Origin of the sequence: Streptomyces sp. NPDC019396, from assembly GCF_040632375.1 — a bacterium.
Taxonomy (GTDB): domain Bacteria; phylum Actinomycetota; class Actinomycetes; order Streptomycetales; family Streptomycetaceae; genus Streptomyces.
The window spans coordinates 1-24,126 of sequence record NZ_JBEYBS010000014.1; the positions used below are offsets into that span (position 1 = coordinate 1).

The 24,126-nt window shown below is 70.4% G+C and carries 21 protein-coding genes and 1 pseudogene; 3 read left to right on the forward strand and 19 right to left on the reverse strand.

What is annotated here, in order from left to right; genetic code table 11:
- From ABZ532_RS17735 to ABZ532_RS17760, 6 genes and pseudogenes are all read right to left on the reverse strand, one after another.
- A pseudogene (locus ABZ532_RS17735) lies at nucleotides 1-503 on the reverse strand (hypothetical protein); the annotation flags it as partial.
- A gap of 219 nt (nucleotides 504-722) precedes the next feature.
- Nucleotides 723-2,126, reverse strand: coding sequence for a hypothetical protein (locus ABZ532_RS17740; protein WP_361283728.1), 1,404 nt, complete (start codon nucleotides 2,124-2,126; stop codon nucleotides 723-725).
- A gap of 200 nt (nucleotides 2,127-2,326) precedes the next feature.
- Nucleotides 2,327-3,733: a hypothetical protein gene (locus ABZ532_RS17745; protein ID WP_361283731.1), complete on the reverse strand. Its 1,407-nt coding sequence runs from the start codon at nucleotides 3,731-3,733 to the stop codon at nucleotides 2,327-2,329.
- A gap of 397 nt (nucleotides 3,734-4,130) precedes the next feature.
- Nucleotides 4,131-4,484, reverse strand: a complete 354-nt coding sequence (locus tag ABZ532_RS17750; RefSeq protein ID WP_361283734.1) for a metalloregulator ArsR/SmtB family transcription factor — start codon at nucleotides 4,482-4,484, stop codon at nucleotides 4,131-4,133.
- 159 nt (nucleotides 4,485-4,643) lie between these two features.
- Complete coding sequence (locus ABZ532_RS17755) at nucleotides 4,644-5,018, reverse strand: hypothetical protein (protein ID WP_361283737.1); 375 nt, start codon at nucleotides 5,016-5,018, stop codon at nucleotides 4,644-4,646.
- Between the two features lie 268 nt (nucleotides 5,019-5,286).
- Entirely contained in the window at nucleotides 5,287-6,570 is a 1,284-nt protein-coding gene (locus ABZ532_RS17760) for an adenylosuccinate synthase (protein ID WP_361283740.1), read from the reverse strand.
- 143 nt (nucleotides 6,571-6,713) lie between these two features.
- Between ABZ532_RS17760 and ABZ532_RS17765 the strand changes: the two genes are divergently transcribed.
- Entirely contained in the window at nucleotides 6,714-7,556 is an 843-nt protein-coding gene (locus ABZ532_RS17765) for a diacylglycerol kinase (RefSeq protein ID WP_361283743.1), read from the forward strand.
- A gap of 55 nt (nucleotides 7,557-7,611) precedes the next feature.
- On the opposite strand, the gene ABZ532_RS17770 is transcribed toward ABZ532_RS17765, so the two are convergent.
- Nucleotides 7,612-8,727, reverse strand: coding sequence for a MerR family transcriptional regulator (locus tag ABZ532_RS17770; RefSeq protein ID WP_361283746.1), 1,116 nt, complete (start codon nucleotides 8,725-8,727; stop codon nucleotides 7,612-7,614).
- A 69-nt stretch (nucleotides 8,728-8,796) separates the two neighbouring features.
- Nucleotides 8,797-9,324 carry a MarR family transcriptional regulator gene (locus tag ABZ532_RS17775; protein WP_361283749.1) on the reverse strand — a complete coding sequence of 176 codons (528 nt, stop codon included), beginning with the start codon at nucleotides 9,322-9,324 and terminating at the stop codon, nucleotides 8,797-8,799.
- Nucleotides 9,325-9,416: 92 nt separating this feature from the next.
- Between ABZ532_RS17775 and ABZ532_RS17780 the strand changes: the two genes are divergently transcribed.
- Together ABZ532_RS17780 and ABZ532_RS17785 are read left to right on the forward strand one after the other, a co-directional pair.
- On the forward strand, nucleotides 9,417-10,358 hold the full coding sequence (locus ABZ532_RS17780; protein ID WP_361283752.1) for an ABC transporter ATP-binding protein: 942 nt from the start codon (nucleotides 9,417-9,419) through the stop codon (nucleotides 10,356-10,358).
- A complete protein-coding gene (locus tag ABZ532_RS17785; protein WP_361283755.1) occupies nucleotides 10,355-11,938 on the forward strand; it encodes an ABC transporter permease in 1,584 nt (527 codons plus the stop codon). The genes ABZ532_RS17780 and ABZ532_RS17785 overlap by 4 nt, the downstream gene beginning before the upstream one ends.
- A 30-nt stretch (nucleotides 11,939-11,968) precedes the next feature.
- Here the strand turns inward: ABZ532_RS17785 and ABZ532_RS17790 are convergent, their stop codons facing one another.
- From ABZ532_RS17790 to fbaA, 11 genes are all read right to left on the reverse strand, one after another.
- Complete coding sequence (locus tag ABZ532_RS17790) at nucleotides 11,969-13,201, reverse strand: cytochrome P450 (protein WP_361283758.1); 1,233 nt, start codon at nucleotides 13,199-13,201, stop codon at nucleotides 11,969-11,971.
- 15 nt (nucleotides 13,202-13,216) lie between these two features.
- Nucleotides 13,217-13,816, reverse strand: a complete 600-nt coding sequence (locus ABZ532_RS17795; RefSeq protein WP_361283761.1) for a Uma2 family endonuclease — start codon at nucleotides 13,814-13,816, stop codon at nucleotides 13,217-13,219.
- Nucleotides 13,817-13,927: 111 nt separating this feature from the next.
- Nucleotides 13,928-14,599, reverse strand: coding sequence for a response regulator transcription factor (locus ABZ532_RS17800; RefSeq protein ID WP_361283764.1), 672 nt, complete (start codon nucleotides 14,597-14,599; stop codon nucleotides 13,928-13,930).
- A complete protein-coding gene (locus tag ABZ532_RS17805; RefSeq protein ID WP_361284225.1) occupies nucleotides 14,596-15,936 on the reverse strand; it encodes a histidine kinase in 1,341 nt (446 codons plus the stop codon). Before ABZ532_RS17805 ends, ABZ532_RS17800 begins: the two co-directional genes overlap by 4 nt.
- A 122-nt stretch (nucleotides 15,937-16,058) precedes the next feature.
- Nucleotides 16,059-16,973, reverse strand: coding sequence for an alpha/beta hydrolase (locus tag ABZ532_RS17810; protein WP_361283767.1), 915 nt, complete (start codon nucleotides 16,971-16,973; stop codon nucleotides 16,059-16,061).
- Nucleotides 16,974-17,311: 338 nt separating this feature from the next.
- Nucleotides 17,312-18,535, reverse strand: coding sequence for a kynureninase (gene kynU / locus ABZ532_RS17815; protein WP_361283770.1), 1,224 nt, complete (start codon nucleotides 18,533-18,535; stop codon nucleotides 17,312-17,314).
- Entirely contained in the window at nucleotides 18,528-19,373 is an 846-nt protein-coding gene (locus ABZ532_RS17820; protein WP_361283773.1) for a tryptophan 2,3-dioxygenase, read from the reverse strand. Before ABZ532_RS17820 ends, kynU begins: the two co-directional genes overlap by 8 nt.
- Before the next feature lie 174 nt (nucleotides 19,374-19,547).
- Nucleotides 19,548-19,961 (reverse strand): DUF3151 domain-containing protein, encoded by a 414-nt coding sequence (locus tag ABZ532_RS17825; protein WP_361283776.1) that lies wholly within the window; start codon nucleotides 19,959-19,961, stop codon nucleotides 19,548-19,550.
- 35 nt (nucleotides 19,962-19,996) lie between these two features.
- Nucleotides 19,997-21,463: an MFS transporter gene (locus ABZ532_RS17830; protein ID WP_361283779.1), complete on the reverse strand. Its 1,467-nt coding sequence runs from the start codon at nucleotides 21,461-21,463 to the stop codon at nucleotides 19,997-19,999.
- Between the two features lie 232 nt (nucleotides 21,464-21,695).
- Nucleotides 21,696-22,850: a MalY/PatB family protein gene (locus ABZ532_RS17835; RefSeq protein WP_361283782.1), complete on the reverse strand. Its 1,155-nt coding sequence runs from the start codon at nucleotides 22,848-22,850 to the stop codon at nucleotides 21,696-21,698.
- Nucleotides 22,851-22,943: 93 nt separating this feature from the next.
- Nucleotides 22,944-23,975 carry a class II fructose-bisphosphate aldolase gene (gene fbaA / locus ABZ532_RS17840; protein WP_361283785.1) on the reverse strand — a complete coding sequence of 344 codons (1,032 nt, stop codon included), beginning with the start codon at nucleotides 23,973-23,975 and terminating at the stop codon, nucleotides 22,944-22,946.
- Nucleotides 23,976-24,126 lie beyond the last annotated feature (151 nt).

Consider the following 24,126-nt stretch of genomic DNA (forward strand, 5'->3'; position numbering starts at 1 on the left):
GTGATCTCCGGAAGGCCGTTCTCGTCCTCGTTGGCGGTCAGCGTGTACGTGCAGTCCTTCGCCAGGACGAGCGTGCCACCGGTGTCCGCGTTCAGGTCGACCAGCGCCGCGATCAGCTCGTTCGGGTCGCACTCCACCTTGATCGCGTCATCGCCACCATGGCGACCACCGTACTCGTCGTCCTCACCGTGGCCGGACCTACCACCCTTGTCATGGCCACCCTTGTCATGGCCACCCTTGTCGTGACCACCCTTGTCGTGACCACCCTTGTCGTGACCACCCTTGTCGTGGTCGCCCTTACCCTCGTCGCCCTTGCCCCCGCCGCCGGCGGGCAGCCCCTTGCCGTCAGCGGCCGCAGCGGCCGCTTGCGCCCCCGCCACCGTCTCGCGGTGGCTGACGGCGGCGAACGTGGTGGTGGCCGCGACCGTGGCGAAGCCGGCCGCGGCAAGCACGGCAAGCTTCCAGTGACGGCTCAGCGCCGTCGTCACCTGCGCTTCAGACATGCGCTCAGCTCTCCTTCTATGTGACAAGCCGTCACACCCCCGGATTCCAAAAGGGGTGAAAGTACGTCACATCAGAACACATGAAAAGCCCAAAATAGGACAATCACCCCTCTGGACTTCGGTGTGTCGCCGTCAATGCCGACGCGCACCCGGACGCGCGCCCGCCCCCGGGGAGAGGAACCGGGGGCGGGCGGTCTGGGGAGGTGTCGGTGGTTGCTGTCAGCCGAAGCAGTTGGGGACGGGGTTGGTCCCGGTGGCCTGGCAGTTGGTCGGCACGTTGTCGACGATCCTGACCTTGCCGTGCGTGGTGACGGTGCCCAGGTTGTGCACACCACCGGCGGGCTCGTCGGAGATGTTGCCGGTCACCTTCGTGTCCGTGAGCCGGACTTCATCACCCTCGCCGACGAAGATGCCACCGCCCACAGCCCCGTTGCCGGGCGCCTGATTGTCGTAGATCTTCGAGTCGCGGATCGAGATCAGCTGACCGGCTTCCCCGGTGTTGGTGATGACGCCGCCGCCATTGCCGGAGACGGCGACGTTGCCGTGGATCCTGCTGTCCTCGATCACCGCGGAGCCCTCCAGACTGAACCCCCCGCCGCCCGCGCCCGTGGTAGCGGTGTTGTGGGCGAAAGTGCTGCCGCGTACGGCGAGCGTGCCGTCCACGTGATGGGCACCGCCGCCGATGGCGCCGCGGTTGTACACGACACCGCTGCCCTCGATCTGTGTGGTGCCGCCTTCGCTGTAGACGGCCCCGCCCTGGAATGCATGGTTGTGGCCGACCAAGCTCTTGGAGATCCGCAGGGAACCGCCCTCGTTGTAGACGACACCCCGACCGTCCCCGGGGTCCGAGACATTGCCGATGATCTTGGATTTGTGGATCTCAACCTTGCCATTGAGGTTGAAGACGGCGGCGCCGTCATCGCTGGTGTTCCCGCCGAAGGTGCTGTTGCGGATGGTGGTGACGCCCTCGTTGTAGACGCCGGCACCGTCCTGGCTGTTGTCCCGCGGGTCGAACATGGTGTTGCGGGTGACGGTGACGCGGTCCAGATCGAGCCGGCCCCCGGCATGCACATAGAGCGCACCGCCATCCTCGTCCACGGCAGCCTTGCCGCGAGTGAGAGTGAGATGACGAAGCCTCAGGTCTCCCCCGGACTCGACCTCGAAGAAGCGGAAGTCGTCCGCGTTGGCGGCACGCTGGATGGTGGCGCCGTTGCCGTGGATGACGACCGGCTGGGTGATCCGCGGAAGGCCGTTGCCGTCTTCGTTGGCGGTCAGGGTGTAGGTGCAGTCCTTCGCCAGGTCCAGCTCCCCGCCGCTGTTCCCGTTCAGCTCCACCAGCGTCGCGATCAGGTCGTTCGGGTCGCACTCCACGTGCGTGGTGCCGACACCGGTGTCGTGGGCGTACTCGTCATGGCCGCCCCTGTCGCCGGCTTCGCCGTGGCCGCCCCCACCTTCGTCGCCCTTGTCGTCCACGAGCGCCGTGGCGGCTTGCGGTCCCGGCTCCTCGGAGTCCCTGATCGTGACGATCGTCGTGGTGGCCACCACCGTCGCGAATCCGGCCGCCGCGAGCACAGTCACCTTCCAGCGACGGCTCAGCACGTCCGCCACCTGTGATTCAGACATCGACGCAGCCCTCCTTCCGTGTGACAGGCCGTCACCCCTCAGATCCCGAAGAAGCGAAAGCAGATATATCAAAACACACAAAAGCTGTATATCGGACAGAAGCCCGGTGTTGTGCGGGGATTCGTGTCAGCGGCGGCGCACCCGGACGTGCGCCTGCCCCCGGGGAGAGGAACCGGGGGCAGGCGGTCGAGCGTGGCCCGTCAGCCGAAGCAGTTCGGAACGGGGTTGGCCCCGCCCTCGCAGTTGGTGGGCACATTGTCGACGATCTTGATCTTGCCGTAGGTCTCGACGGTGCCGTTGTTGTCCACACCACCGGCGGGCTCGTCGGAGATGTTCCCCGTCACCTTCACGTCCGTCAGCCGCAGGACACCCCCGCTGCCGGTCACGAAGATGCCGCCGCCCGATGCCGCGTCGCCGGGAGCCTGGTTACCGATGATCTTCGAATCGCGGATCGAAACCGCCTCGCCCACGCCCACGTCCACGAAGACACCACCACCAGTGGCCTCGCCTCCGGTGACCACGTTGTCGACGATCTTGGTACGCACGATCGTCGCGGGGGCAGGGAGGTCGACACCGCCACCGTTCTCCCCGGCGGTGTTGCCCTTGATGAGGCTGTCGCGCAGGTGGAGCTGGCCGGCGTCACTCTCGATACCACCGCCCTCCTCCGCCGCGAAGTTGTAGGCGAAGGTACTCTCCTCGACCTCCAGGACTTCGTCGTTGTGTACGCCGCCGCCGTCGCTGGCGATGTTGTGACTGACCGTGCTCTTGAGGATCTTCATGGTGCCGTCGTTGTAGAGAGCGGCGAAGCCGTCATCGGGGTCGGCGGTGTTGCGCGTGATCTCGCTGTCAACGATCTCGACCTTGCCGTCGTTGTTGGTGATGGCGGCGCCGTCGTCACCGGAGTTCCCCTGGAAGACACTGCTGCGCACTGTGGCGATTCCGTCGTTCAGGAGACCGCCGGCGTCGTCGTCTTCGATGGAGTCGACGGTGTTGTCCGTGACCTTGACGTCGTTGAGCTCAATCCGCCCCGCGTTGCTCACCCTGATGGCGCCGCCCTCTTCGGCCTCGATGGTCTTACCTCGGGTAAGGGTCAGCTTGCGGAGCTTCAGGTCGCCGCCGGGACCGACATCGAAGAGGCGGAACTGGTCTGCGTTGGCAGCGCGCTCGATCGTCGCGCCATGACCGAAGATCGAGATCGGCTGCGTGATCCGCGGCAGGCCACTACCGTCCAGATTCGCCGTCAGGGTGTACGTGCAGTCCTTGGCCAGGACCAGATTCCCACCACGGTTCTCGTTCAGCCTGACCAGCGCGGCCACCAGCGCGTTGGGGTCGCACTCGACGTATTCCTTGTCATCGTCCTCGTAGCTTCCGCGCTTCCTGCCGGCGTAGCCCTTGTCCCCCTTGTCCCCCTTGTCCCCCTTGCCGCTCTTCTCGGTCTTGTCACCCTTGCCCCCGTGGCCCTCCTCACCTCCCCCCTCCTTCGACGGGGCGGACTTCTCCGCGCCCTCGCCTCCATTCGCTCCCTTGGCCTCCTCCGCCTTCGGCGCGGGAGACGGCGCGTGCGCCTCGGCCGCGTCCGCTTCCGCGACGACCGCGACGGTCGACATGCCGACCAATGTGGCGAAACCGGCCGCCGTCACCACAGCGGCCCTCCAGTGACGGCTCAACGCCGCCGACTTCGCACGACGCGTCACACCCGCGCTCATGCCCCGAGATCCAGACATCCGATGCAGCTCGCTTTCTCTATGACAGGCCGTCACACCCCCTCCGAGGGCAAAGGGGCAAGTAAGCGACACCCCAACACGATAAAAGCCTAAAATCTGATGATTACTCCATATGTGGGAGTGCCGCGGAATTCGGCAGACGCGAGTGGCATACGACGCTCGCCCGCCCCGGCCGGATGCCGGAGGCGGGCGACAGGTATGCCGTATCAGAAGAGGCGGCGCCCCATCCGAAGCGGTGAGGATCTGGGGTGGCGCTGCCCCCGCAGTCGGGGGTTTCGGTTCAGGACGACTGGGCGGGGCCCACGACATCGGCCTGACGGAGCTCCGCCAGCAGCTCGGTCTGTCCCGCGAGAAGTTCGGTGAGGATCCGGCGGGCGGCGCGCAGCAGCTCGGCGACGTCCCCTCCCGCCAGGGCGTAGCTCACGGTGGCGCCATCCCGGATGGAGACGACGATCCCGGAGCGGCGCAGCACGGCCAACTGCTGGGACAGGCTCGACGGCTCGATCTCGATGTCGTCCAGCAGGTCGCGTACGGGTACGGGGCCGTGCTGAAGGAGCTCCAGAACCCGAATGCGCACCGGGTGCCCGAGCATGCGGAAGAACTCGGCCTTGGCCTGGTAGAGCGGGACCTGCATGGCGAAATCACTCCTGGGCGGGGCGTGTCGTGCGCACCATCCTCCAGCCTCCCGGCCCCGCACACTCAGGCGTTTGCCCTGATCTGGATGTGGCGATGTGGCGACTTGAAGAAATTTTCAAGTCCTGGGTGTGCGAAGGCCGGGAGAAGAGGGGCTTGGCTAGACCTCGAGCTCGGCTTCGATGCGCCTGAGCTGGTGGCGGGCCATGGCCAGGTTGGAGTTGCTCTTGTCGAGCACCAGGTAGAGGAACAGGCCGTTGCCGCCCCGTCCCTTGAGCAGCCGGATGAGGTGGTACTGACCGCCGAGGGTGATCAGGACGTCCTCGATGTCGTCGTTGAGCCCAAGGTGCTCCATGGTGCGGACCTTGGCGCGGATCACATCGGTGTTGCCCGCCGCCGCCACCGCCAGGTCGAGGTCCTTGCCGCCGCCCAGGGTGCCCAGCGCCATTCCGCTGGTGTAGTCGACCAGGGCGACCCCCAGGGCGCCCTCGATCATTGTCATCGTCTCCTTGAGGGAGACCTCCACGTTTGCCATTCCGGTCCTGCTCCTCGTCATGCTCGTCACAGCGTTGCCCGGGCCTCGAACTACGCGCCCGTTCCGTCACGAGGAAGCTACGCACTGTGCGCGGAACCAGGGAGAAGAATCGCGATTACTGGTACATGACATGCAGAAAGTGGATATGATCCGCCGCCCGTCGGCTTGATCAGCCGCTCCAGGCCCGAAGACAAGAAGGCGGTGCCCCGGGACACCAGGGTCCCGGGGCACCGTGTGCGCCCTGCGCGCGTGTGCCTGCCCGACCGGCCTACAAGAACGAGTTGACCTCGATGGTTTCGGTACGGCCCGGACCGACGCCGATCGCCGAGATCGGGGCGCCGGACATCTCCTCCAGCGCCTTCACATACGCCTGCGCGTTCTTCGGCAGGTCCGAGAAGGTCTTGGCCTTGGTGATGTCCTCGGACCAGCCCGGCAGGTACTCGTAGACCGGCTTCGCGTGGTGGAAGTCCGTCTGCGAGTACGGCAGCTCCTCGACGCGCCGGCCGTCGATCTCGTACGCCACACAGACCGGGATCTGCTCCCAGCCGGTGAGCACGTCCAGCTTGGTGAGGAAGAAGTCGGTCAGGCCGTTGACACGGGTCGCGTAGCGCGCGATGACCGCGTCGAACCAGCCGCAGCGGCGGTCACGTCCGGTGGTCACACCGCGCTCGCCGCCGATGCGGCGCAGCGCCTCGCCGTCCTCGTCGAAGAGCTCGGTCGGGAACGGACCGGCCCCGACGCGGGTGGTGTACGCCTTGAGGATGCCGATGACCCGGCTGATCTTCGTCGGGCCCACCCCCGCGCCGGTGCAGGCCCCGCCCGCCGTCGGGTTGGACGAGGTGACGAAGGGGTACGTGCCGTGGTCGACGTCGAGCAGGGTGCCCTGGCCGCCCTCGAAGAGCACGACCTTGCCCTCGTCCAGCGCGTTGTTCAGGATCAGCGTGGTGTCGGCGACATACGGCCTGATCTTGTCGGCGTAGTCGAGCAGCTCCTCGACCACGCGCTCCGCCTCGATCGCTCGGCGGTTGAAGACCTTGGCGAGCAGCTGGTTCTTCTGCTCAAGCGCCGCCTCGACCTTCTGCGTCAGGATCGACTCGTCGTACAGGTCCTGGACCCGGATACCGACACGGTTGATCTTGTCGGCGTAGGTGGGTCCGATGCCGCGGCCCGTGGTGCCGATCTTCCGCTTCCCGAGGAACCGTTCCGTCACCTTGTCGAGAGTGACGTTGTACGAGGTGATCAGATGGGCGTTACCGCTGATCAGAAGCTTGGACGTGTCCACGCCGCGCTCGTTCAGCCCGCTCAGCTCGGAGAGCAGGACAGCCGGGTCGACCACGACACCGTTGCCGATGACCGGGGTACATCCCGGCGAAAGGATTCCGGAAGGGAGGAGGTGGAGCGCATACTTCTGGTCGCCGACAACCACAGTGTGGCCGGCGTTGTTACCACCCTGGTAACGCACCACATAGTCCACGGAACCACCGAGGAGGTCGGTGGCCTTTCCCTTGCCTTCGTCACCCCACTGAGCACCGAGCAGCACAAGTGCGGGCACAGGCGTACACCCCTTCCGGGCGGGGCATGTCCAAGGTCGGGGGCCTGAGCCGCCAACCGGTGTTTGCCCCGGAATAGACGAAGCCCCTGGCGCAATAGCGCAAGGGGCTCTTGCACAAAGATGCTACCCGAGGAAGGACCGAGGTGTCGGCTCACGACCAGCTCCTGGTGGTCATCGACCCGGTCGCCCGCCGTTTTGACGGCGAGTCCGTCCGTATCGCGAAAGATGTGCTGTGTGCGGGCGCAGATGTGAAGATCTGCCTTCCGGACAGCCCCGGGGAATTCGCCCGGACCCTGGAACGCAGGGGACCCCGGCGGCCCGTCGTGGTCGGTGACGACCGCGCGCTGCTGCGGGCCGTGTCGGCCCTGCACCGGGCGCGCGGGCTCACGGGCGAGGCCCTGTCGGTGGTACCGGTCGGAGACGGGGCTTCGGTGGAGCTGGCGCGTTCGCTGGGGGTGCCGACGGGAGCGGTGGCGGCGGCCCGGACGGTGCTGGACGGGGCGGCGCGTGAGCTGGACCTGCTGGTGGACGACAGCGACGGGGTGGTGCTGGGGGCGGTCCGCATCCCGGCCACAGTGTCGCGGTTGGCCACGGCCGGCCCTACGAGGTTGGGGCCGGAGTCAGGGCCAGGGTCGGTCTGGGACGCCTGCCGCTCCCTGGTCCGCACCCTCGTCCGGCCCGCCCCGCTGCCTCTGCCACCGCCGAGATCCGGCGTCGGACGGCTGCGCGTCGAAGCGGACGGAGTGCTGCTGCACGATCTGGACGAACCGGTCGAGGACGTACGGGTACGGGCCGGGGATGGCGCCGCCGAGGTCATCGTCCACCGCAGCGGAGGCGAGGACCCGGTGCGGGCCCTCGCCGAAGTGGTGACGGTCTCCGGACCTGACTTCCGCTATCGCGCCGACGCCAGGATCACGGGGCCGGTGCGTAAGCGCACCTGGACGGTGCGGGCAGGGGCGTGGGCGCTGACGCTTCCGGCGCGGTGAGGTGGCGCGGCGGTGCGGTGCTGCGGTTCGGTGCCGCGGAGCGCCAGTGGGGCTGTCAGGCGGTGCCCTCCTCGATGCGTACCGGCATCAGCAGCGAGAACGTGTGCTCCGTGTCGGGGCGCCGGATCGCCAGGGGCGCGGTCGGGCCGCCCAGCTCCAGGACCAAGCGGTCCCGCGCCCCGGCCGCCAGCGCCTGAAGCAGGAAGTCACGGTTCACCCCGATGTGGTCGGTGGGCCGCTGTTCGGCATGCTCGCGGTCCCCGGACACGGTGAGTCCGCCGCCGGCCGTCAGCGAGAGGACGGTCAGGTCGAAGGACACCCCGTCCCGTTCACGCACCTCGCCGGCGCGGACCGGCCCGTTCTCGACGGCCGCCCGCAGCGTGGCAGTGTCGGTCTCGACGCGGCGTCCGGCGGGCAGCCTGACCAGGCGGCGGTAGTCGGGGAAGTCCTGACCGAGGCACCGTCCGCCGGTCTGGCGGTCGGCGGTCTCCAGGGTGATCCGATCGCCGTCGAGAGTGAGCCGGGCGGCTGCGTCACCGTCGCCGAGGAGCGCTTGCATCGCGTCCACCAGCGCGGACGGGACGACGGCCTGGACGCGGGCAGCGTCATGGCCGGTGGCCGAGGCGCACGAAACCGCCATGCGGTAGCGGTCGGTGGCGACGACCCGCAGTTCACCGCCCTGGATGTCGAACAGCACACCGGCGAGCATCGGCAGCGCCGGGTCCGTGCCGGCCGCGAACCGTACGGCTCCCAGCGCGTCCGCCAGCTCGGCGGCGGCGACGGAGACGCAGACGGCGGTGTTGGTGGTGGTCATCGGGCTCTCCTCGTTGTCGATCAGCTCTCGGACCGTGGAGAACTCGCGGCGGGCATCGGACAACCCCCGTTCCAGTCGGTGCAGATGCTCCTTGAGCAGCCCCCGCACCAGTCCGTTGTCCCCGCCGGCCCAGGCGGCCAGGGCCAGCCGGATGTCCGTCAGCGGCATACCCGCCGCGCGTAGCCGGGCAAGCAGCCGGGCCTCGTCCAGCTGACCGGGGTCGTACCACCGGTAGCCGCTGAACGGGTCCACCTGAGCCGGGACCAGCACCCCCGCGCGGTCGTAGAACCGCAGGGCGCTGACGGTCAGGCCGCTGTCCCGGGCCAGCTCACCGATGCTGCGCATCTCGCTCTCCACATCCGGGACTCTGGGCCCTCGACAAGGTGCAGGGTCAAACGGAGAGAAGGTGCAGGATAAGACGGAGAGTCAGGACGCACCGAAGACGCGCTCGCGGTGCTCGCGCCAACGGCGCATCATCCCGGCCAGCTCGCTCTCCATGAACTCGAAGAACTCCAGCGTCTCGGCGAGCCTGCGCCCCGCCGGGGTGCCGGCGCCGAGGTCGGCGACGCCGTCGCGGAAGGTACCCTCCCAGCGCTTGAGCACGTTGTCGCGATTGGCGAGCGCCTCGTACCACTGGTTGCTGTGCACGCGGTAGCGGTCACGGCGGGAACCCGGTTCGCGTTCCCGGGAGACCATGTTGACCTGGGAGAGGTAGCGGATAGCTCCCGAGACCGCGGCGGGGCTGACCTTGAGCTGCTCGCCCAGCTCGGCCGAGGTCATGACGCCCGCGTCGCTGGAGAGGATCGCCGCGAAGACCCGGGCGGGCATCCGGGTCATGCCCGCCTCGACCAGCTGCGCGGCGAAGCGCTCGACGAAGTCGGAGACCGCCTGCCGGTCGCGCTCCTGCGGGTCTGTCTGCCCGTCCTGGCCGGTCCCGTCGGTCTGGTCGGTCACCACCGGATCATCTCCCCTGCTCACCCTGCCTGCCTTAGTTTATACGCTTCCTTAACTTCACAACTTTGTGAAAGTAGCGTATGTTCCGAAACATGACCATCGAAGTCGCGGGACTGCACAAGTCCTTCGGACGCACCCACGCGCTCAACGGCCTCGACCTCACCGTCGGGGCCGGTGAGGTCCACGGGTTCCTCGGGCCCAACGGCGCGGGCAAGTCGACCGCCATCCGGGTGCTGCTCGGACTGCTGCGGGCCGACTCCGGCACTGCCCGGCTCCTCGGCAGGGACCCCTGGAAGGACGCCGTCGAACTGCACCGCCGAGTCGCGTACGTACCCGGCGATGTGACCCTCTGGCGCAATCTCTCGGGAGGCGAGGTCATCGACCTCTACACGCGGCTGCACGAGACGGGACCGCGTGAAGCGCGGCGGGCGAAGGGCGAGCGGGCGCGGACGCGGCGCGGCGAGCTGATCGAGCGCTTCGAGCTGGACCCGACGAAGAAGGGGCGCACCTACTCCAAGGGCAACCGGCAGAAGGTCGCGCTGGTCGCCGCCTTCGCCTCCGATGTCGATCTGCTGATCCTGGACGAGCCGACGAGCGGCCTCGACCCGCTGATGGAGGAGGTCTTCCAGGACTGCGTCCGCGAGGAACGCGCACGCGGCCGGACCGTGCTGCTCTCCAGCCATGTGCTGAGCGAGGTCGAGGCGCTGTGCGACCGGGTCAGCATCATCCGCAAGGGCCGGACCGTCGAGAGCGGTTCGCTCGCCGAGCTGCGCCATCTGACGCGTACGAGCGTGAGCGCGGAGCTCGCGAGCCCGCCCGACGGACTCGCGGACCTGCCCGGGGTGCACGGCCTTGAGGTGACCGGACCGCGGGTGCGGTTCCAGGTCGACACGGACAAGCTGGACGCGGCGCTGCGCGCGCTCACCGGATCGGGTGTGCGGTCGCTGACCAGCACCCCGCCCACCCTGGAGGAGTTGTTCCTGCGGCACTACCAGGTGCCGGAAGAACCGGCGGAAGCGGCGGTGGCGCGATGACCGCCACGGCGTTCGCACCGGTGGCCGGGACCGGGACGCTGCTCCGGCTCGCCCTGCGCCGCGACCGGATCGTGCTGCCGCTCTGGGTCCTCGGCGTCGGGGGCATGGTGGTCAGCGGCGCCGGCTCGCTGGCGGCCCTCTACGACACGGACGCCGCGCGCACCGAGCTGGCCCGTTCGATGACGGCGAACAGCTCCATGCGGTCGCTTTACGGTCCGGTCTTCGGCGACTCGGTCGGCGGGCTCGTCGCCTGGCGGTTCGGCACCTTCGCGGCGGTGCTTGCCGCCGTGATGAGCCTGATCGTGGTCGTACGCCACACCCGCGAGGAGGAGGAGACGGGCCGTCAGGAGCTGTTGTCGTCGGCCGTGGTGGGCCGGCGCGCACCGCTGACCGCCGCGCTGCTCACCGCCGTGGCCGCCAACGCGGCGCTCGCCCTGCTGATCACGGCGGGGCTGGCCCGTCAGGGTGTGGGTGGCGCTCTGGCGCTCGGGCTCGCGGTCGGCGGGACGGGCGTGCTCTTCGGCACGATGGCGGCGATCGTCGCCCAGCTCACCGAGAGCGCACGGCTCGCCAAGGGCCTGACGGCATGGGTGCTGGGGCTGGCGTTCGTGCTCCGCGCGGCCGGTGACGCGGGCACGGAGGACGGCGGTTCCGTCCCGACCTGGCTGTCCCCCATCGGCTGGACCGAGCACGTACGCGCCTTCGCCGGCGAACGGTGGTGGGTGCTCGGACTCATCACCCTGACCGCCTCGCTCCAGGCCGCCGTCGCCTACACCCTCGCCGGGCGACGCGACGTCGGCATGAGCTTCCTGCCGACCCGGCCGGGTCCGGGCACCGGGACGGTCGCGACGGCGGGCGGGCTCGCCTGGCGGTTGCAGCGCGGGGGTCTGCTCGGCTGGGGCGCGGGATTCCTGCTCGGCGGAGTCGTGTTCGGCCGGATGGCGAGCGGTGCCGCCGACATCGTGGGCGGCAACGCACAGGCCAGGGAGATCTTCGAGCGGATGGGCGGGCAGTCCGGCCTCACGGACGCCTTCCTCGCCACGATGGCGGGGATGTTCGGCCTGATCGCCACGCTGTACGCGGTCGGGGCCGTGCTGCGAGCACACGGCGAGGAGACGTCACAGCGCGCGGAACCCGTGCTCGCGAACGCGGTCGGCCGGACCCGCTGGCTGACCGGCCATCTGCTCATCGCCTTCGGTGGCGCGGCTCTGATCATGCTGCTCGCCGGGGCCGGGCTCGCCGCCGGGCACGGTGGGCGGCTGCCCGCGCTGCTCGGCGCGGTGCTCGTGCAGGTGCCCGCGGTGTGGACGGTCGCGGGGATGGCCGTGGTGCTGTACGGGGCCGTGCCGAAGGCGGCACCGGCGGGCCGGGGCGTGGCGGGGGTCTGCCTGGCGCTCGGCTGGATCGGCCCGGCGCTGGACCTGCCGGAGACAATGCTGGGCCTCTCCCCCTTCGGGCACCTGCCGAAGCTGCCGGGTCCGGCGATGCACTGGCCGCCCGTGCTGGTGCTGACCGGGCTCGCGGCGGGTCTTGTGGTGGCGGGCCTGGTGAGCTTCCGGCGCCGGGACCTCGTCTCGTAGGGCTGAGCGTCAGAGGTCTCGGCAGAGGTGTCAGAGCTCGACCAGCAACTCGCGCACCCCCCTGATCACGAACCCCGGCTTCCACTCCGGTTCCGCCGCCAGCCGCATCGCCGGTGCCTCGCGCAGCAGCTCCCCGAAGGACGCGGCCAGTTCGATCCGGGCGAGCGGGGCGCCCAGGCAGTAGTGGATACCGGCGCCGAACGAGATATGCGGGTTGTCGGGCCTCGCGAGGTCCAGCTCGTCGGGGCGCTCGAAGCGAGCCGGGTCGCGGTTGGCGGAGCCGAAGAGCAGCGCCAGTTCGGAGCCCCGGGGAATGATGGTCCCGTCGATCTCGATGTCGTCGAGCACCCAGCGCTCGAAGAGCTGGAGCGGGGTGTCGTACCGCATCAGCTCCTCCACAGCTGTGGACAGCCGGGAGTGGTCAGCGCGGAGGCCGGCGAGCTGCTCCGGGTGGCGGAAAAGGGTCCACCAGCCGTTCGCCGTGGTGTTGACGGTCGCCTCGTGCCCCGCGTTCAGCAGCAGCACACAGGTGGAGACCATCTCCTGCTCGCTGAGCCGGTCGCCCTCCTCGTACGCGGCGATCAGCGCCGAGATCAGATCCTCGCCAGGGTCCCTGCGCCGCTCGGCGATCAGCCCCCGCAGATACGCGGAGAACTCGACCGAGGCCCGGACGGCGCGGGCAGCCGTCTCGTCGGTCGGATTCAGCTCGTACATCCCACAGATATCCGCCGACCAGGGCCTCAGCAGCACACGGTCCGTCGCGGGGATCCCCAGCATCTCCGCGATCACGGCCACCGGCAGCGGCTCCGCGACCTCCCCGAGCAGATCACCACCGCCCTCCTTCACCAACCGTCCCACCAGCTCGGCGGCCAGCCGCCGCACCGTGGGCTCCAGCGCCTGGACGGTCCTCGGGGTGAACGCCTTGGTGACCAGGCGCCGGATACGGGTGTGGTCGGGGGCCTCCAGATCCAGCAGCCCGTGGTCGTTCAGCGTGTGGAACGGCTCGTGTGCGGCCGGAGGGGCCGTACGCCCGAACTCCTCGTGGGTGAAGCGGTGCAGATACGTCCGCCCCAGACGCCGGTCCCGCAGCAGCCCCGAGACATCCTCGTAGCGCGGGACCAGCCACTGCCGCGTCGGCTCGAACCAGTGGACCCGCCCCGCGGCGCGCAGCTCCGCGTACGCCGGATAGGGGTCGGCGGCGAAGGACGGGGACCAGGGGGCGAACCGGGAAGCGGCGTGCGGCGAGGGGGCGGGGGCATCCATGAGGGGACGCTAGGGTCAGCGGACGTAGTTCTTCAAGACCTCTGTGTCGAGGGTGATGCCGACGGGGTCGGGGAGGACGATCCCGGCGCCGAAGGCGACCCTGTGCACGTCGAGGTAGCCGCGGCCGCTCTCCGGAGCCGGATCGCTGTGCACGGTGAGCGTGCAGTCGTCGCGGTCGATGAGAAGGTAGACGGGGATGCCGGCATCGGCGTATGCGAGGGGCTTGTCCTCGCGGTCGCGCTTGTCGGTGTCACTGTCGTACGACGTGATCTCGACGGTCATCAGGACGCCATCCGGGTTCGCCCACTCGCCCTGACCGGCGAAGGTCCCCCTTCGCGCGAGGGAGCCGTCCGGCCTGGCTCGGCCCTTGCGGTAGGAACTCAACTTCAGGCCCTGCTCGCCAAACAGCCACATGCCCGCCCCAGCCTGCATGCAGCGTTCCTGAAGCCAGCTCATGATCTCACCATGATCGCCGTCAGGCACGCGCTTTTCCCCGATCCGCCCGTTGATGAACTCCAACCTGACGGCGTCGTCGGACTCTTTGGCGGTGAATTCGGCGACCCTCTCGAACTCTTCCACCGTCAATTGAGACATGCGCTCTGCCATAACCGTCATGGTGCACTCCTTCCCGTGCTCACGCCAGCATGGGCAGATAGCTCCGCTGCCGGGGCCATTCCCCCGACGATCGCCCGGACGAGGGAAATCCACCGTCTCGTCAGCCGCTGTCTAACCCGGCGTGACCAGCCTCGCCTCGTACGCGAACACCGCCGCCTGCGTGCGGTCCCGCAGGCCCAGTTTCACCAGGATCCGGCTGACGTGTGTCTTGATCGTGGACTCCGCGACCACCAGGTGCGAGGCGATCTCCGCGTTCGACAGGCCCTGCGCGATCAGTACCAGCACCTCCGTCTCGCGTTCGGTCAGATCGCCGATCTGGGCCATCGCCGGGAGCCGGGGCGAGGTGGAGATCCGGGAGAACTCGGTGATCAGGCGTCGGGTGACCGTGGGGGCGAGCAGGGCCTCGCCCGCCGCCACGACACGTACGCCGTCCGCGAGCTGGCGTGCCGAGGCATCCTTGAGCAGGAAGCCGGAGGCACCGGCGCGCAGGGCCTGGTAGACGTATTCGTCGAGGTCGAAGGTGGTGAGGACCAGCACCTTGGCGTCGGAGTCCGCCGCCACGATCTCGCGGGTGGCCTCGATGCCGTTGAGTTCCGGCATGCGGATGTCCATCAGGACCACGTCCGGGCGCAGGGCCGCGACCTGGACGACCGCCTGGCGGCCGTTGACCGCCTCGCCGACGACCTCGATGCCGGGCATCGCGTTCAGCAGCACGGAGAAGCCCTCGCGGACCATCGCCTGGTCGTCCACGATCAGCACACGGATGTCAGGGGTGCCGGTCATGCGGGCTCGTCCTTCGCGACGGGGAGGTATGCGGCGACCTCGTAGCCGCCGTCGTCGGCGGGTCCGGCTGTCATCTCGCCTTTCAGCATGGTCACGCGTTCCCGCATGCCGGTGAGACCGTGGCCCGAGCCCGGTGACGGCTTGCTCAGCCGGTCGGCCGGGCCGTTCAGAATCCGCAGACCCAGGCCGCCCAGCACGTATGAGACCTCGACCCTGGCCGACGCTCCCGGTGCGTGCCGGAGCACGTTGCTGAGGGCCTCCTGGACGATCCGGTACGCCGAGAGCTCCACGCCCTGGGGCAGCTCGCGCACCGCGCCGGTGATCGCCAGACCCACCTCAAGACCCGCGTCCCGGACGTTGCGGAGCAGACCGTCGAGGTCGGCGAGGGTCGGCTGCGGTGCGTCGGGGGCCTCGTAGTCCTCGGCCCGTACGACGCCGAGCACCCGGCGCAGCTCGGTGAGCGCGGCCACCGCGTTCTCGCGGATGGTGACGAAGGCCTGCTCGAGCTCCGGGGGCGGGTTCTCCACCCGGTAGGGCGCGGCCTCGGCCTGGATGGCGACCACCGACATGTGGTGCGCCACCACGTCGTGCAGTTCGCGGGCGATGGTGGTGCGCTCCTCCAGCAGGGTGCGCCGGTCGCGTTCGACGGCGGTGACGCTCTGCTGTACGGCGACCTCCTCGCGGGCCTCGCGACGGACGTACGACACGGTCATGACGAGCAGGGACATCGCGGAGAGCGTCAGCATCACCGGGGTGTTCGTGCCGTAGTAGGTGTTGTCGTGCAGCAGGGCGTCGGCGAACGCCCCGTACGCGGCCGTCAGCAGCCACATCCATGCGGCGGTGCGGGGCCGGGTCCGGGCGGCGACCACGGTGAGCACCGTCAGATGGGCGACGAAGCACGGCACCGACCAGGGCCAGTCCTCCCAGCCCGACACGAGCACGGAGACGAACGGGGTGGTCAGCAGCGACAGCCAGAACGCGGCGACGGGCCTCACCAGCGTCAGCAACACCGCCGCGACGGGTGCGACGAGCAGCAGCGCGCCTATGTCGCTGCGGCCGTCGTAGGGGCTCGCGGCCACCGTGTATCCGGCGGTGAGCACGATGAACGCGGCGAAGGCCACGAGCGCGTGCCGGATCCAGACCGCCCCGTCGCCCAGCCGGCCCGGGAGGCGGCGGATCACGGGCCCGTCCTTGCCGAGCGGCGGAAGCGGTCGGTAGGCGAGGACATCGTGGGCGAGGTCGTCGCGTAGCCCTTGGAGCAGGCCCATGGCCAGGCGGAGCTCGGGGCTGCGGTCTCCAGCGCTCTTCGACCCGGCCTCGGCCTCGGGGCCCGGTATGCGCTGGGTGGTCTGCGAATCGGTCACGTCAGCCAAGGTACGGGGACGCGCGGGCGGGGTCGTCACCTGCGATGCGGATACTTCGGTATCCGTCCCAGGTACTACGCGGCCGACTCGCGGAATCACCAGGCGAGCTGGGCGATCTCCTCCGCCACCACGGCGCAGGCGTCCGACGCCGGATCGATCAGCGGGAAGTGCCCGACGTCCTCGAGGAGCGTGAAGCCGACCGGCTCGCCCGCCTTCGCCGCCGCGTCGGCGTACGCCTCGGCGACAGCCGGTGGCACGACGGTGTCGGCGCGGCCGTGGACGATGGTCGTCGCGATGCCGGTGGGCAGCAACAAGGCCGGATCCGCGCAGGTCAGACGCTCATCGAACTGCTCGTCCGGGCCCAGGAGCTGGCGCACCGCCCCACCGCACACATCCAGCTCGGCCGCACGCCGCAGATCCGCCACGGGTGCGAGCGCGACGACCCCGCGCAGCCCGGGCGGCCGGGGCAGCCGCCAGCCGGACGGAGCGTCGGCGGGCAGCACATGCCGGGCGGCGGCCCACAGCGCGAGGTGGCCGCCCGCGGAGTGGCCCGTGATGACCAAGCGGCGCGGGTCCGCCTGTGGCAGCGCGGCGGCGGCCAGCCCGGGCAGCGCGTCCATCGCCGCCGCGATGTCGTCGAACGTGTCCGGCCAGCGCCCGGCCACCGGCCCCCCGACGGCATCGGCTTCCCGCTGCTGGGGCAGCGCCGCACCCCTGCGGTACTCGACGTTGGCGACGGCGAGACCGCGCCGGGCGAGGAAGTCGGCGAGCGGGGTCACATGCAGCCGCCCGTACGGCGCCCGCCAGGCCCCGCCGTGCAGCAGCACCACCAGCGGCGCCCCGTCCTGGCCGCCCCGCGGGGCGTAGAAGTCGACCTTCTGGTCGGGGTGCTCGCCGTACGCGGCGGTGGCGTCGGGAGCGACGGCCGGATGCGACAGGGCCGAGGTCTCCTCGGCGGCGTCACGAGCGGCAGCCTCACGGGCGGCGTCGTCCGCGGCGGGGTCCGGCATGCTGCTCCAACCTTTCGGTACGGGGGCCGAATCGACCTGGCCAGCCGGGACGGTACCAGGCCACCCGGAGCCCGGACCCGTCCTGGCGATCTTCGAGGGAGCCCGCGTCGTCGGACACGTGAGCGCGTCCCTCGGGTCCCGGGCCGAGGGGATGTCCCCCGGGCCGAGGGGGTGGGGTCTCCCCAGGCCCCCGGGCCGAGGGGGTGGGGTCTCCCCAGGCCCCCGGGCCGAGGGGGTGGGGTCTCCCCAGGCCCCCGGGCCGAGGGGACCGTCAGCGGCTCGCCCGCACCGGCCACACTCGTGCCCCGTCCCCGGGTGAGCCGCTGATCAGCCCCTGCTCAGCCGCGTGCCGCAGCCGGCACCTGCGCCAGCACCTCCGCGAGGACCCGCGCCGCCCGCTCGGTGTCGGCGAAGCCGACGTACAGCGGGGTGAAGCCGAAGCGCAGCACGTCAGGGCGGCGAAGATCGCCGACCACGCCGCGCTCGATCAGGGCCTCCATCACGACGGGCGCCTCGGCGCAGCACAGCGCGACCTGGCTGCCGCGTTCCGCGTGGGCGCGCGGGGTCAGCGAGGTGACCCTGCCCGCGGGGGCGTACGCCTCCACGCACTCCAGGAAGAAGTCGGTCAGAGCCAGCGACTTGGCCCGTACCGACGCCACCTGGACCCCGTCCCAGACGTCCAGCGCCGACTCCAGCGCCAACATCGAGAGGATGTCCGGCGTGCCGACCCGGCCGCGCAGCGCACCGTCCGCCGCGGAGAAGCCCGCGGCCATGGCGAACGGGTCGGCGTGCGAGTTCCAGCCGGGCAGCGGGGAGTCGAAACGGGCCTGGTGCCGCTCGGCGACGTACAGGTACGCGGGCGAGCCGGGGCCGCCGTTGAGGTACTTGTAGGTGCAGCCGACAGCGAGGTCCACGCCGTGGGCGTCGAGCCCGACGGGCAGCGCGCCCGCGCTGTGGCACAGGTCCCAGACCGCCAGCCCGCCCGCCTCGTGGACGGCCGCGGTGAGGGACGGCAGGTCGTGCAGCCGGCCTGTGCGGAAGTCCACGTGGTTGATGAGCGCGGCGGCCGTACGGGGCCCGAGCGCGGCGGTCAGCCCGGCCGGGGCGACCGGCACCAGACGCCGGCCGGTCAGCCGGGCGGCGGACTCGGCGACATAGCCGTCGGTGGGAAACGTGGTGGCGTCGACGAGGATCTCGTCCCGGTCGTCCGGGGCCATCCGTACCGCCGCGACGACGGCCTTGAACACATTGACGCTGGTGGAGTCGCCGACCACGATCTGGCCCGGCTCCGCGCCGACGAGCGGGGCGATCCGGTCGCCGATCCGCTCGGGCGCCGTCCACCAGCCGCTCTCGTCCCAGGAGCGGATGCGCAGCTCGCCCCACTCGCGGCCGATGACATCGGCCATCCGGGCAGGGACATGGCGGGGCAGAGCGCCCAGCGAGTTCCCGTCCAGGTAGACCGTGCCGTCGTCGAGTGCGAACAGCTCGCGCCGCTTGGCGAGTTCATCCGCCGCGTCCAGCTCCGCGGCCTTCGCTATGAGCCGTGCCCCGGTCTCAGACATAGCTGCGCGCCGTCCACAGTTCGGGGAACACGTTCTTCGCCGCGCGCTTCTCCAGCCAGGCGACCCCGGCGGAACCCCCCGTGCCGGACTTGGCGCCCATGGCCCTGCGGGTCGCCACGAGGTGGTCGTTGCGCCAGCGCCACACCAGCTCGGCGACATCGGTGAGCGCCTCGCCGAGGCGTACGAGCTCGGCGTCCTGGTCGGTGCCCTCGTACAGGGACGCCCATACCCGCTCCACCTCGGGCGACGGCTCGTACCGCTGCGAGAGATCCCGGTCGAGCACCTCCTGCGGCACGGGCAGCCCGCGGCGGGCCAGCAGCCGCAGCACCTCGTCGTAGAGGCTCGGCTCGTGCAGCGCCTTCTCCAGCTCCGCGTGGACGCGCGGCGCGCCGCGGTGCGGGACCAGCATCGACGCCGACTTCTCGCCGAGCAGGAACTCCATGCGCCGGTACATCGCCGACTGGAACCCGGAGCCCTCGCCCAGGGCGCTGCGGTAGGAGTTGAACTGCATGGGGGTGAGCTGGGCGAGCGGGCGCCAGGAGGCGTTCAGCGCGTCCAGCTCGCGTACGGACCGCTTGAGGGCGTCCACGGCGACGGGCAGGTCGTCGCGGCGCAGGGCGTGGGACGCGGTCTCCCACTCGTGGACGATGACGGTGAACCACAGCTCCATCACCTGGGTGGTGACCAGGAAGACCATCTCGCCGGGATCGTCGGAGAGCGGGTGCTGGAGGTGGGTGAGGACGTCGGCCTGGACGTAGTCCTCGTACGGGGTGGTGCCCGCGAAGTCGAGGTTCGGGGTGACCGAACCGGCTCCGGAGGCATCGGGATACTGCGACATCGCTGTCTCCTGACACATGTGTCCGGGTAGCGGTCCGCCCCTTTCCGTCGGTGGTCTCGGAGCTCCGGTCCCCTGCGGGCATCATAAACACGGGCCCCAGGGGCAACGCGAGGGGCGAGCACCCGGAAAGGCGCCCGCCCCTCTGCTTACCCGCTGGTCAGCACCTGTCGGCCGTCAGCCCAGGGTCTGCGCCGCGGTCTCGGAGGACTCCCGCAGGAACGTGGAGCAGCGCTCGTACTCCTCCTGCTCGCCGATGACCTGCGCGGCGCGGGCGAGTGCGTGCAGGGCACGCAGGAAGCCCCGGTTCGGCTCGTGCTCCCACGGCACCGGGCCGTGCCCCTTCCAGCCGTTGCGGCGCAGCGCGTCCAAGCCCCGGTGGTAACCGGTGCGGGCATACGCGTACGACTCGACGACCCGGCCCCCCTCGAACGCGTCGTCGGCGAGCTGCGCCCAGGCGAGCGAGGAGGTCGGGTACTTCGCGGCGACATCAGCGGGCGCGGTGCCCGCGGCGAGCAGCTCCCGGGGCTCCGGGTCGTCGGGGAGACGGGTGGGGGGCGGTCCCCCGAGCAGGTTTTCGTGGATGGACATGGGTTCAGTGTCACAGAAGGCGTACCCGGGCCGTGTCAGCCCTGCCCTTCCGGGGCCCCACGCCCCCGGCTCTGCTCCACCGGGCTCTCCAGGGTGGGCGCCCCGACCCCGCACTGGACCTTGCACTCGGGGTGGCAGCACGGCAGTGCCGGGCGGCGCACCAGCGCGAAGGCGAGCGCCGCGCCCAGCACGAGCACGCCAGCGCACAGCGGCATCGCGCGGCGGAAGGTCGCCGCGAACTCCTCCGGTATGCGGTACGCCTCCGGGCCCATGCCGACCAGCAGCGGCAATGCGGCCACCGCGAGCAGGCCCGCGGCGCGGGCGGCGGCGTTGTTGATGCCGCTGGCGATCCCGGCGCGCGCGGTGTCGACGGAAGACAGCACGGTCGCGGTCAGCGGGGCCACGAGGGTCACCATGCCGAGACCCAGCACCAGCGTGGCGGGCAGGACGTCCGTCAGGTACGAGGCGTCCGCGCCGACCCTCAGCATCAGCAGCATCCCGGCCGCGCAGACCAGCGGGCCGACCGTGAGGGGGATACGGGGGCCGATCCGCTCGCCCAGCGTGCCCGAGCGGGCCGAGAGGGTGAGCATCAGCAGAGTGGTGGGGAGCAGTGCGGTGCCGGCGGCGAGGGCCGAGTAACCCGCGACGACCTGGAGCTGAAGGGCGGCGAGGAAGAAGAAGCCGCTGAACGCCGCGTACACGCACAGCGTGACCAGGTTGACCGCCGTGAACTGGCGCGATTGGAAGATCGACAACGGCAGCATGGGCTCCGCGCGGCGGCGCTCGACCACCACGAACGCGACACCCGTCAGCACCCCGGCCACCCCCGCCCACCAGGACATGTCGATGAGCCCGTATGTCACCAGGGCGAGGCCCAGCGCACCGAGCACCGCGCCGAGCACGTCGAACCGCCCATGGGCGTCCGGGTCGCGCGACTCGGGGACATGCCGCAGCGCGACCGGCAGGCACACGGCGGCCAGCGGCACATTGAGCAGGAACACCCAGCGCCAGCCGGGACCGTCGACCAGCCATCCCCCGACGAACGGCCCAACCGCCGCGCCGACCCCGCCGAAACCGGACCAGAGCCCCACGGCGCGGGCCCGGTCGTCCGGGTGGAAGCTGGCCTGGATCAGCGCCAGCGACCCCGGGGTGAGCAGTGCCCCGCCGACGCCCTGGAGCGCCCGCGCGACGATCAGCAGCGTCGCGTTCGGCGCGAGTCCGCAGATCAGCGAGGCCAGCGCGAACCACGCCACGCCGATCACGAACACGCGCCGCCTGCCGTAACGGTCCCCGAGCGCCCCACCCAGCAGGATCAGCCCCGCGAGCGTCAGCATGTACGCGTTGACCGTCCACTGGAGCCCGGCCAGATCGGCACCGAGGTCGTCACCGATATGCGGGAGCGCGACGTTCACCACGGTGGAGTCGAGCATGGCCATGCTCGACCCGAGGACGGTGGTCAGGACCACCCAGCGGCCGGTGGCGGTCGCGAGCCGGATGTCCATGGGGCCAGCGTAGGTTTCCCGGCCCGGCCCGGCGCGGTGGGTCTCGCGGCCCGAGGTGGCGGCACAGTCCTGCCGTGGGTTTCGCGGTGTGGCGCGTGTGTCGCGTCCACGGGGTGGGCGCGTGGGCCCGGCCGCCGGGATGGGCGCGTCCGCGGGATGAGCGCGCCCACGCAACCGGGCAGGCCCGGAAGCCGGCCCCGTCCGGTCCCGCGCCGCATCGCCCAACCCGGCCTCAGACCAGTCGGGTCAGCGCCCTGACCAGTGCCTCCGCCCCCGCCTCCGCCTTGCCCCGCGGGCACCCCACGTTGAACCGGACGAACCCGTCCGCCCCGTAGACCGCCCCGGGCATCATCGCCACGCGCTCGCGTTCGATCAGTTCGCGCTGGAGGGCCTCATCGCTCACGCCCAGCGCCCGCAGATCGATCCACGCCAGATAGCCGGCTTGCGGCGGCGTCCAGCGCAACGCGGGAAACGCCCCGTTCAGCCGCTGGGCGAGCAGGCCCAGGTTCCCGGCGACATAGCCGCGCGCGGCGTCCAGCCAGGGAGCGCCCTCCTGGTAGGCCGCGATATGGGCGGTGAGCGAGAGCACCGACGGGGAGGCCAGCCCTTCCCCGGTCTCCATGCGGCGGATGAAGGCGGCCCGCTCCCCGGGATCGCCGATGATCCCGTACGAACCGTTCAGCGACGGGAAGTTGAAGGCCTTGGACGCGGAGGTGATCAGTGCCCAGCGACCCCGGTCGGGAGCGAACCGCGTCCACGGCAGATGCCGGTGACCGTCATGGACGAAGTCGGCGTGGATCTCGTCGCTGATCACGGCGACATGGTGCGCCGCCGCCAGCCGGGCCGTCTCCGCCAGTTCGGGCTCCGTCCACACCCGGCCCGTGGGGTTGTGGGGGGAGCACAGGATCAGGATCCTCGTGTCCGGCCTGGCGAGCTCCCGTTCCAGGGCCGTAGCGTCCCCCAGCGGCACCCCGCGCAGCTCCCGCCCGAGCCCGGTCACCGCCTTGCGGAAGCCGTCGTAGGTGGGGGTGTGCACGGCCACCCCGTCGCCCGGTTCCGTCCACATCCGCAGCAGCTGGGACAGCTGGTTGAGCACGGAGGGCCCGTACACGATCTGCTCCGGGTCGAGCTCGGTGTCGTACCGCGTCGCGTACCAGCCGCATATCGCCTCACGGAATCCGCTCACGCGCCAGTCCGTGTAGCCGAACACCCCGTGCGCGAGCCGTTCCCGCAGCGCGTCAAGCACCGGGGGCGCGGACGGGAAGTCCATGTCGGAGATCGTGAACGGCAGCAGGCCGTCCACACCGAAGCGCTCGGCCACGCCGTCCCACTGGACGCAGGCGGTGCCCCGGCGATCGACGGGTTTGTCGAAGTCGTACCTGGTCATGGCGCCTCCTCGTGCCGCATCAGGCAACGTTCCCGCGGACAGGACGGAGGCCCGGCACCGTCCTTGCGAACGGTGCCGGGCCTCCTCGACCGCCTACTTGAGCTTCGTGCCGGCGGAACGCAGCGCCTGGCAGGCCTCCAGGACACGTGCGGCCATGCCCGCCTCGGCCGCCTTGCCCCAGCTACGCGGGTCGTAGGTCTTCTTCGAGCCGACCTCGCCGTCGACCTTCAGCACGCCGTCGTAGTTCTTGAACATGTGGTCCGCGACGGGGCGGGTGAAGGCGTACTGGGTGTCGGTGTCGAGGTTCATCTTCACGACGCCGTTCTCCAGCGCTGTGGCGATCTCCTCGACTGTGGAGCCGGAGCCGCCGTGGAAGACGAAGTCGAACGGGCCGGGCTCCGCCGACTTGCCGAACTTCGCCGCCACACCGGCCTGGAGGTCCTTGAGCAGCTCGGGGCGGAGCACCACGTTCCCCGGCTTGTAGACACCGTGGACGTTGCCGAAGGACGCGGCCAGCAGGTAGCGGCCCTGCTCGCCCAGGCCGAGGGCCTCGGCGGTGCGGATGGCGTCATCGACGGTGGTGTAGAGCTCGTCGTTGATCTCGTGGGTGACGCCGTCCTCCTCGCCGCCGGTCGGGGTGATCTCGACCTCGAGGATGATCTTGGCGGCGGCGGCCCGGGGCAGCAGCTCCTTGGCGATGGCCAGGTTGTCGGCCAGGGTCTCGGCGGAGCCGTCCCACATGTGGGACTGGAACAGCGGGTTCTGCCCCTTGGCGACACGCTGCTCGGAGACGGCGAGCAGCGGGCGGACGTAGGCGTCCAGCTTGTCCTTGGGGCAGTGGTCGGTGTGCAGCGCGATGTTGACGTCGTACTTCTCGGCGACGATGTGCGCGAACTCGGCGAGGGCGACGGCGCCGGTCACCATGTCCTTGTTGTGCTGTCCGCCGAGGAACTCCGCGCCACCGGTGGAAATCTGGACGATGCCGTCGCTCTCGGCCTCCGCGAATCCGCGCAGCGCAGCGTGCAGGGTCTGGGACGAGGTGACATTGATGGCCGGGTAGGCGAACTTGCCTGCCTTCGCCCGGTCGAGCATCTCGTTGTAGACCTCGGGGGTTGCGATGGGCATCTGTCCGCTCCTTGTGATGTGCGGTGTGCGTTGCTAGGCCCTGACCTGGGGGGCGACGTCATCGTCGCACCTATCTTCCCAGACGCCCACGGGTACTCCCAGGGTCCTGCAACCAACGGGCGGGCGTTTCACGTGAAACCTCGTGGAACCC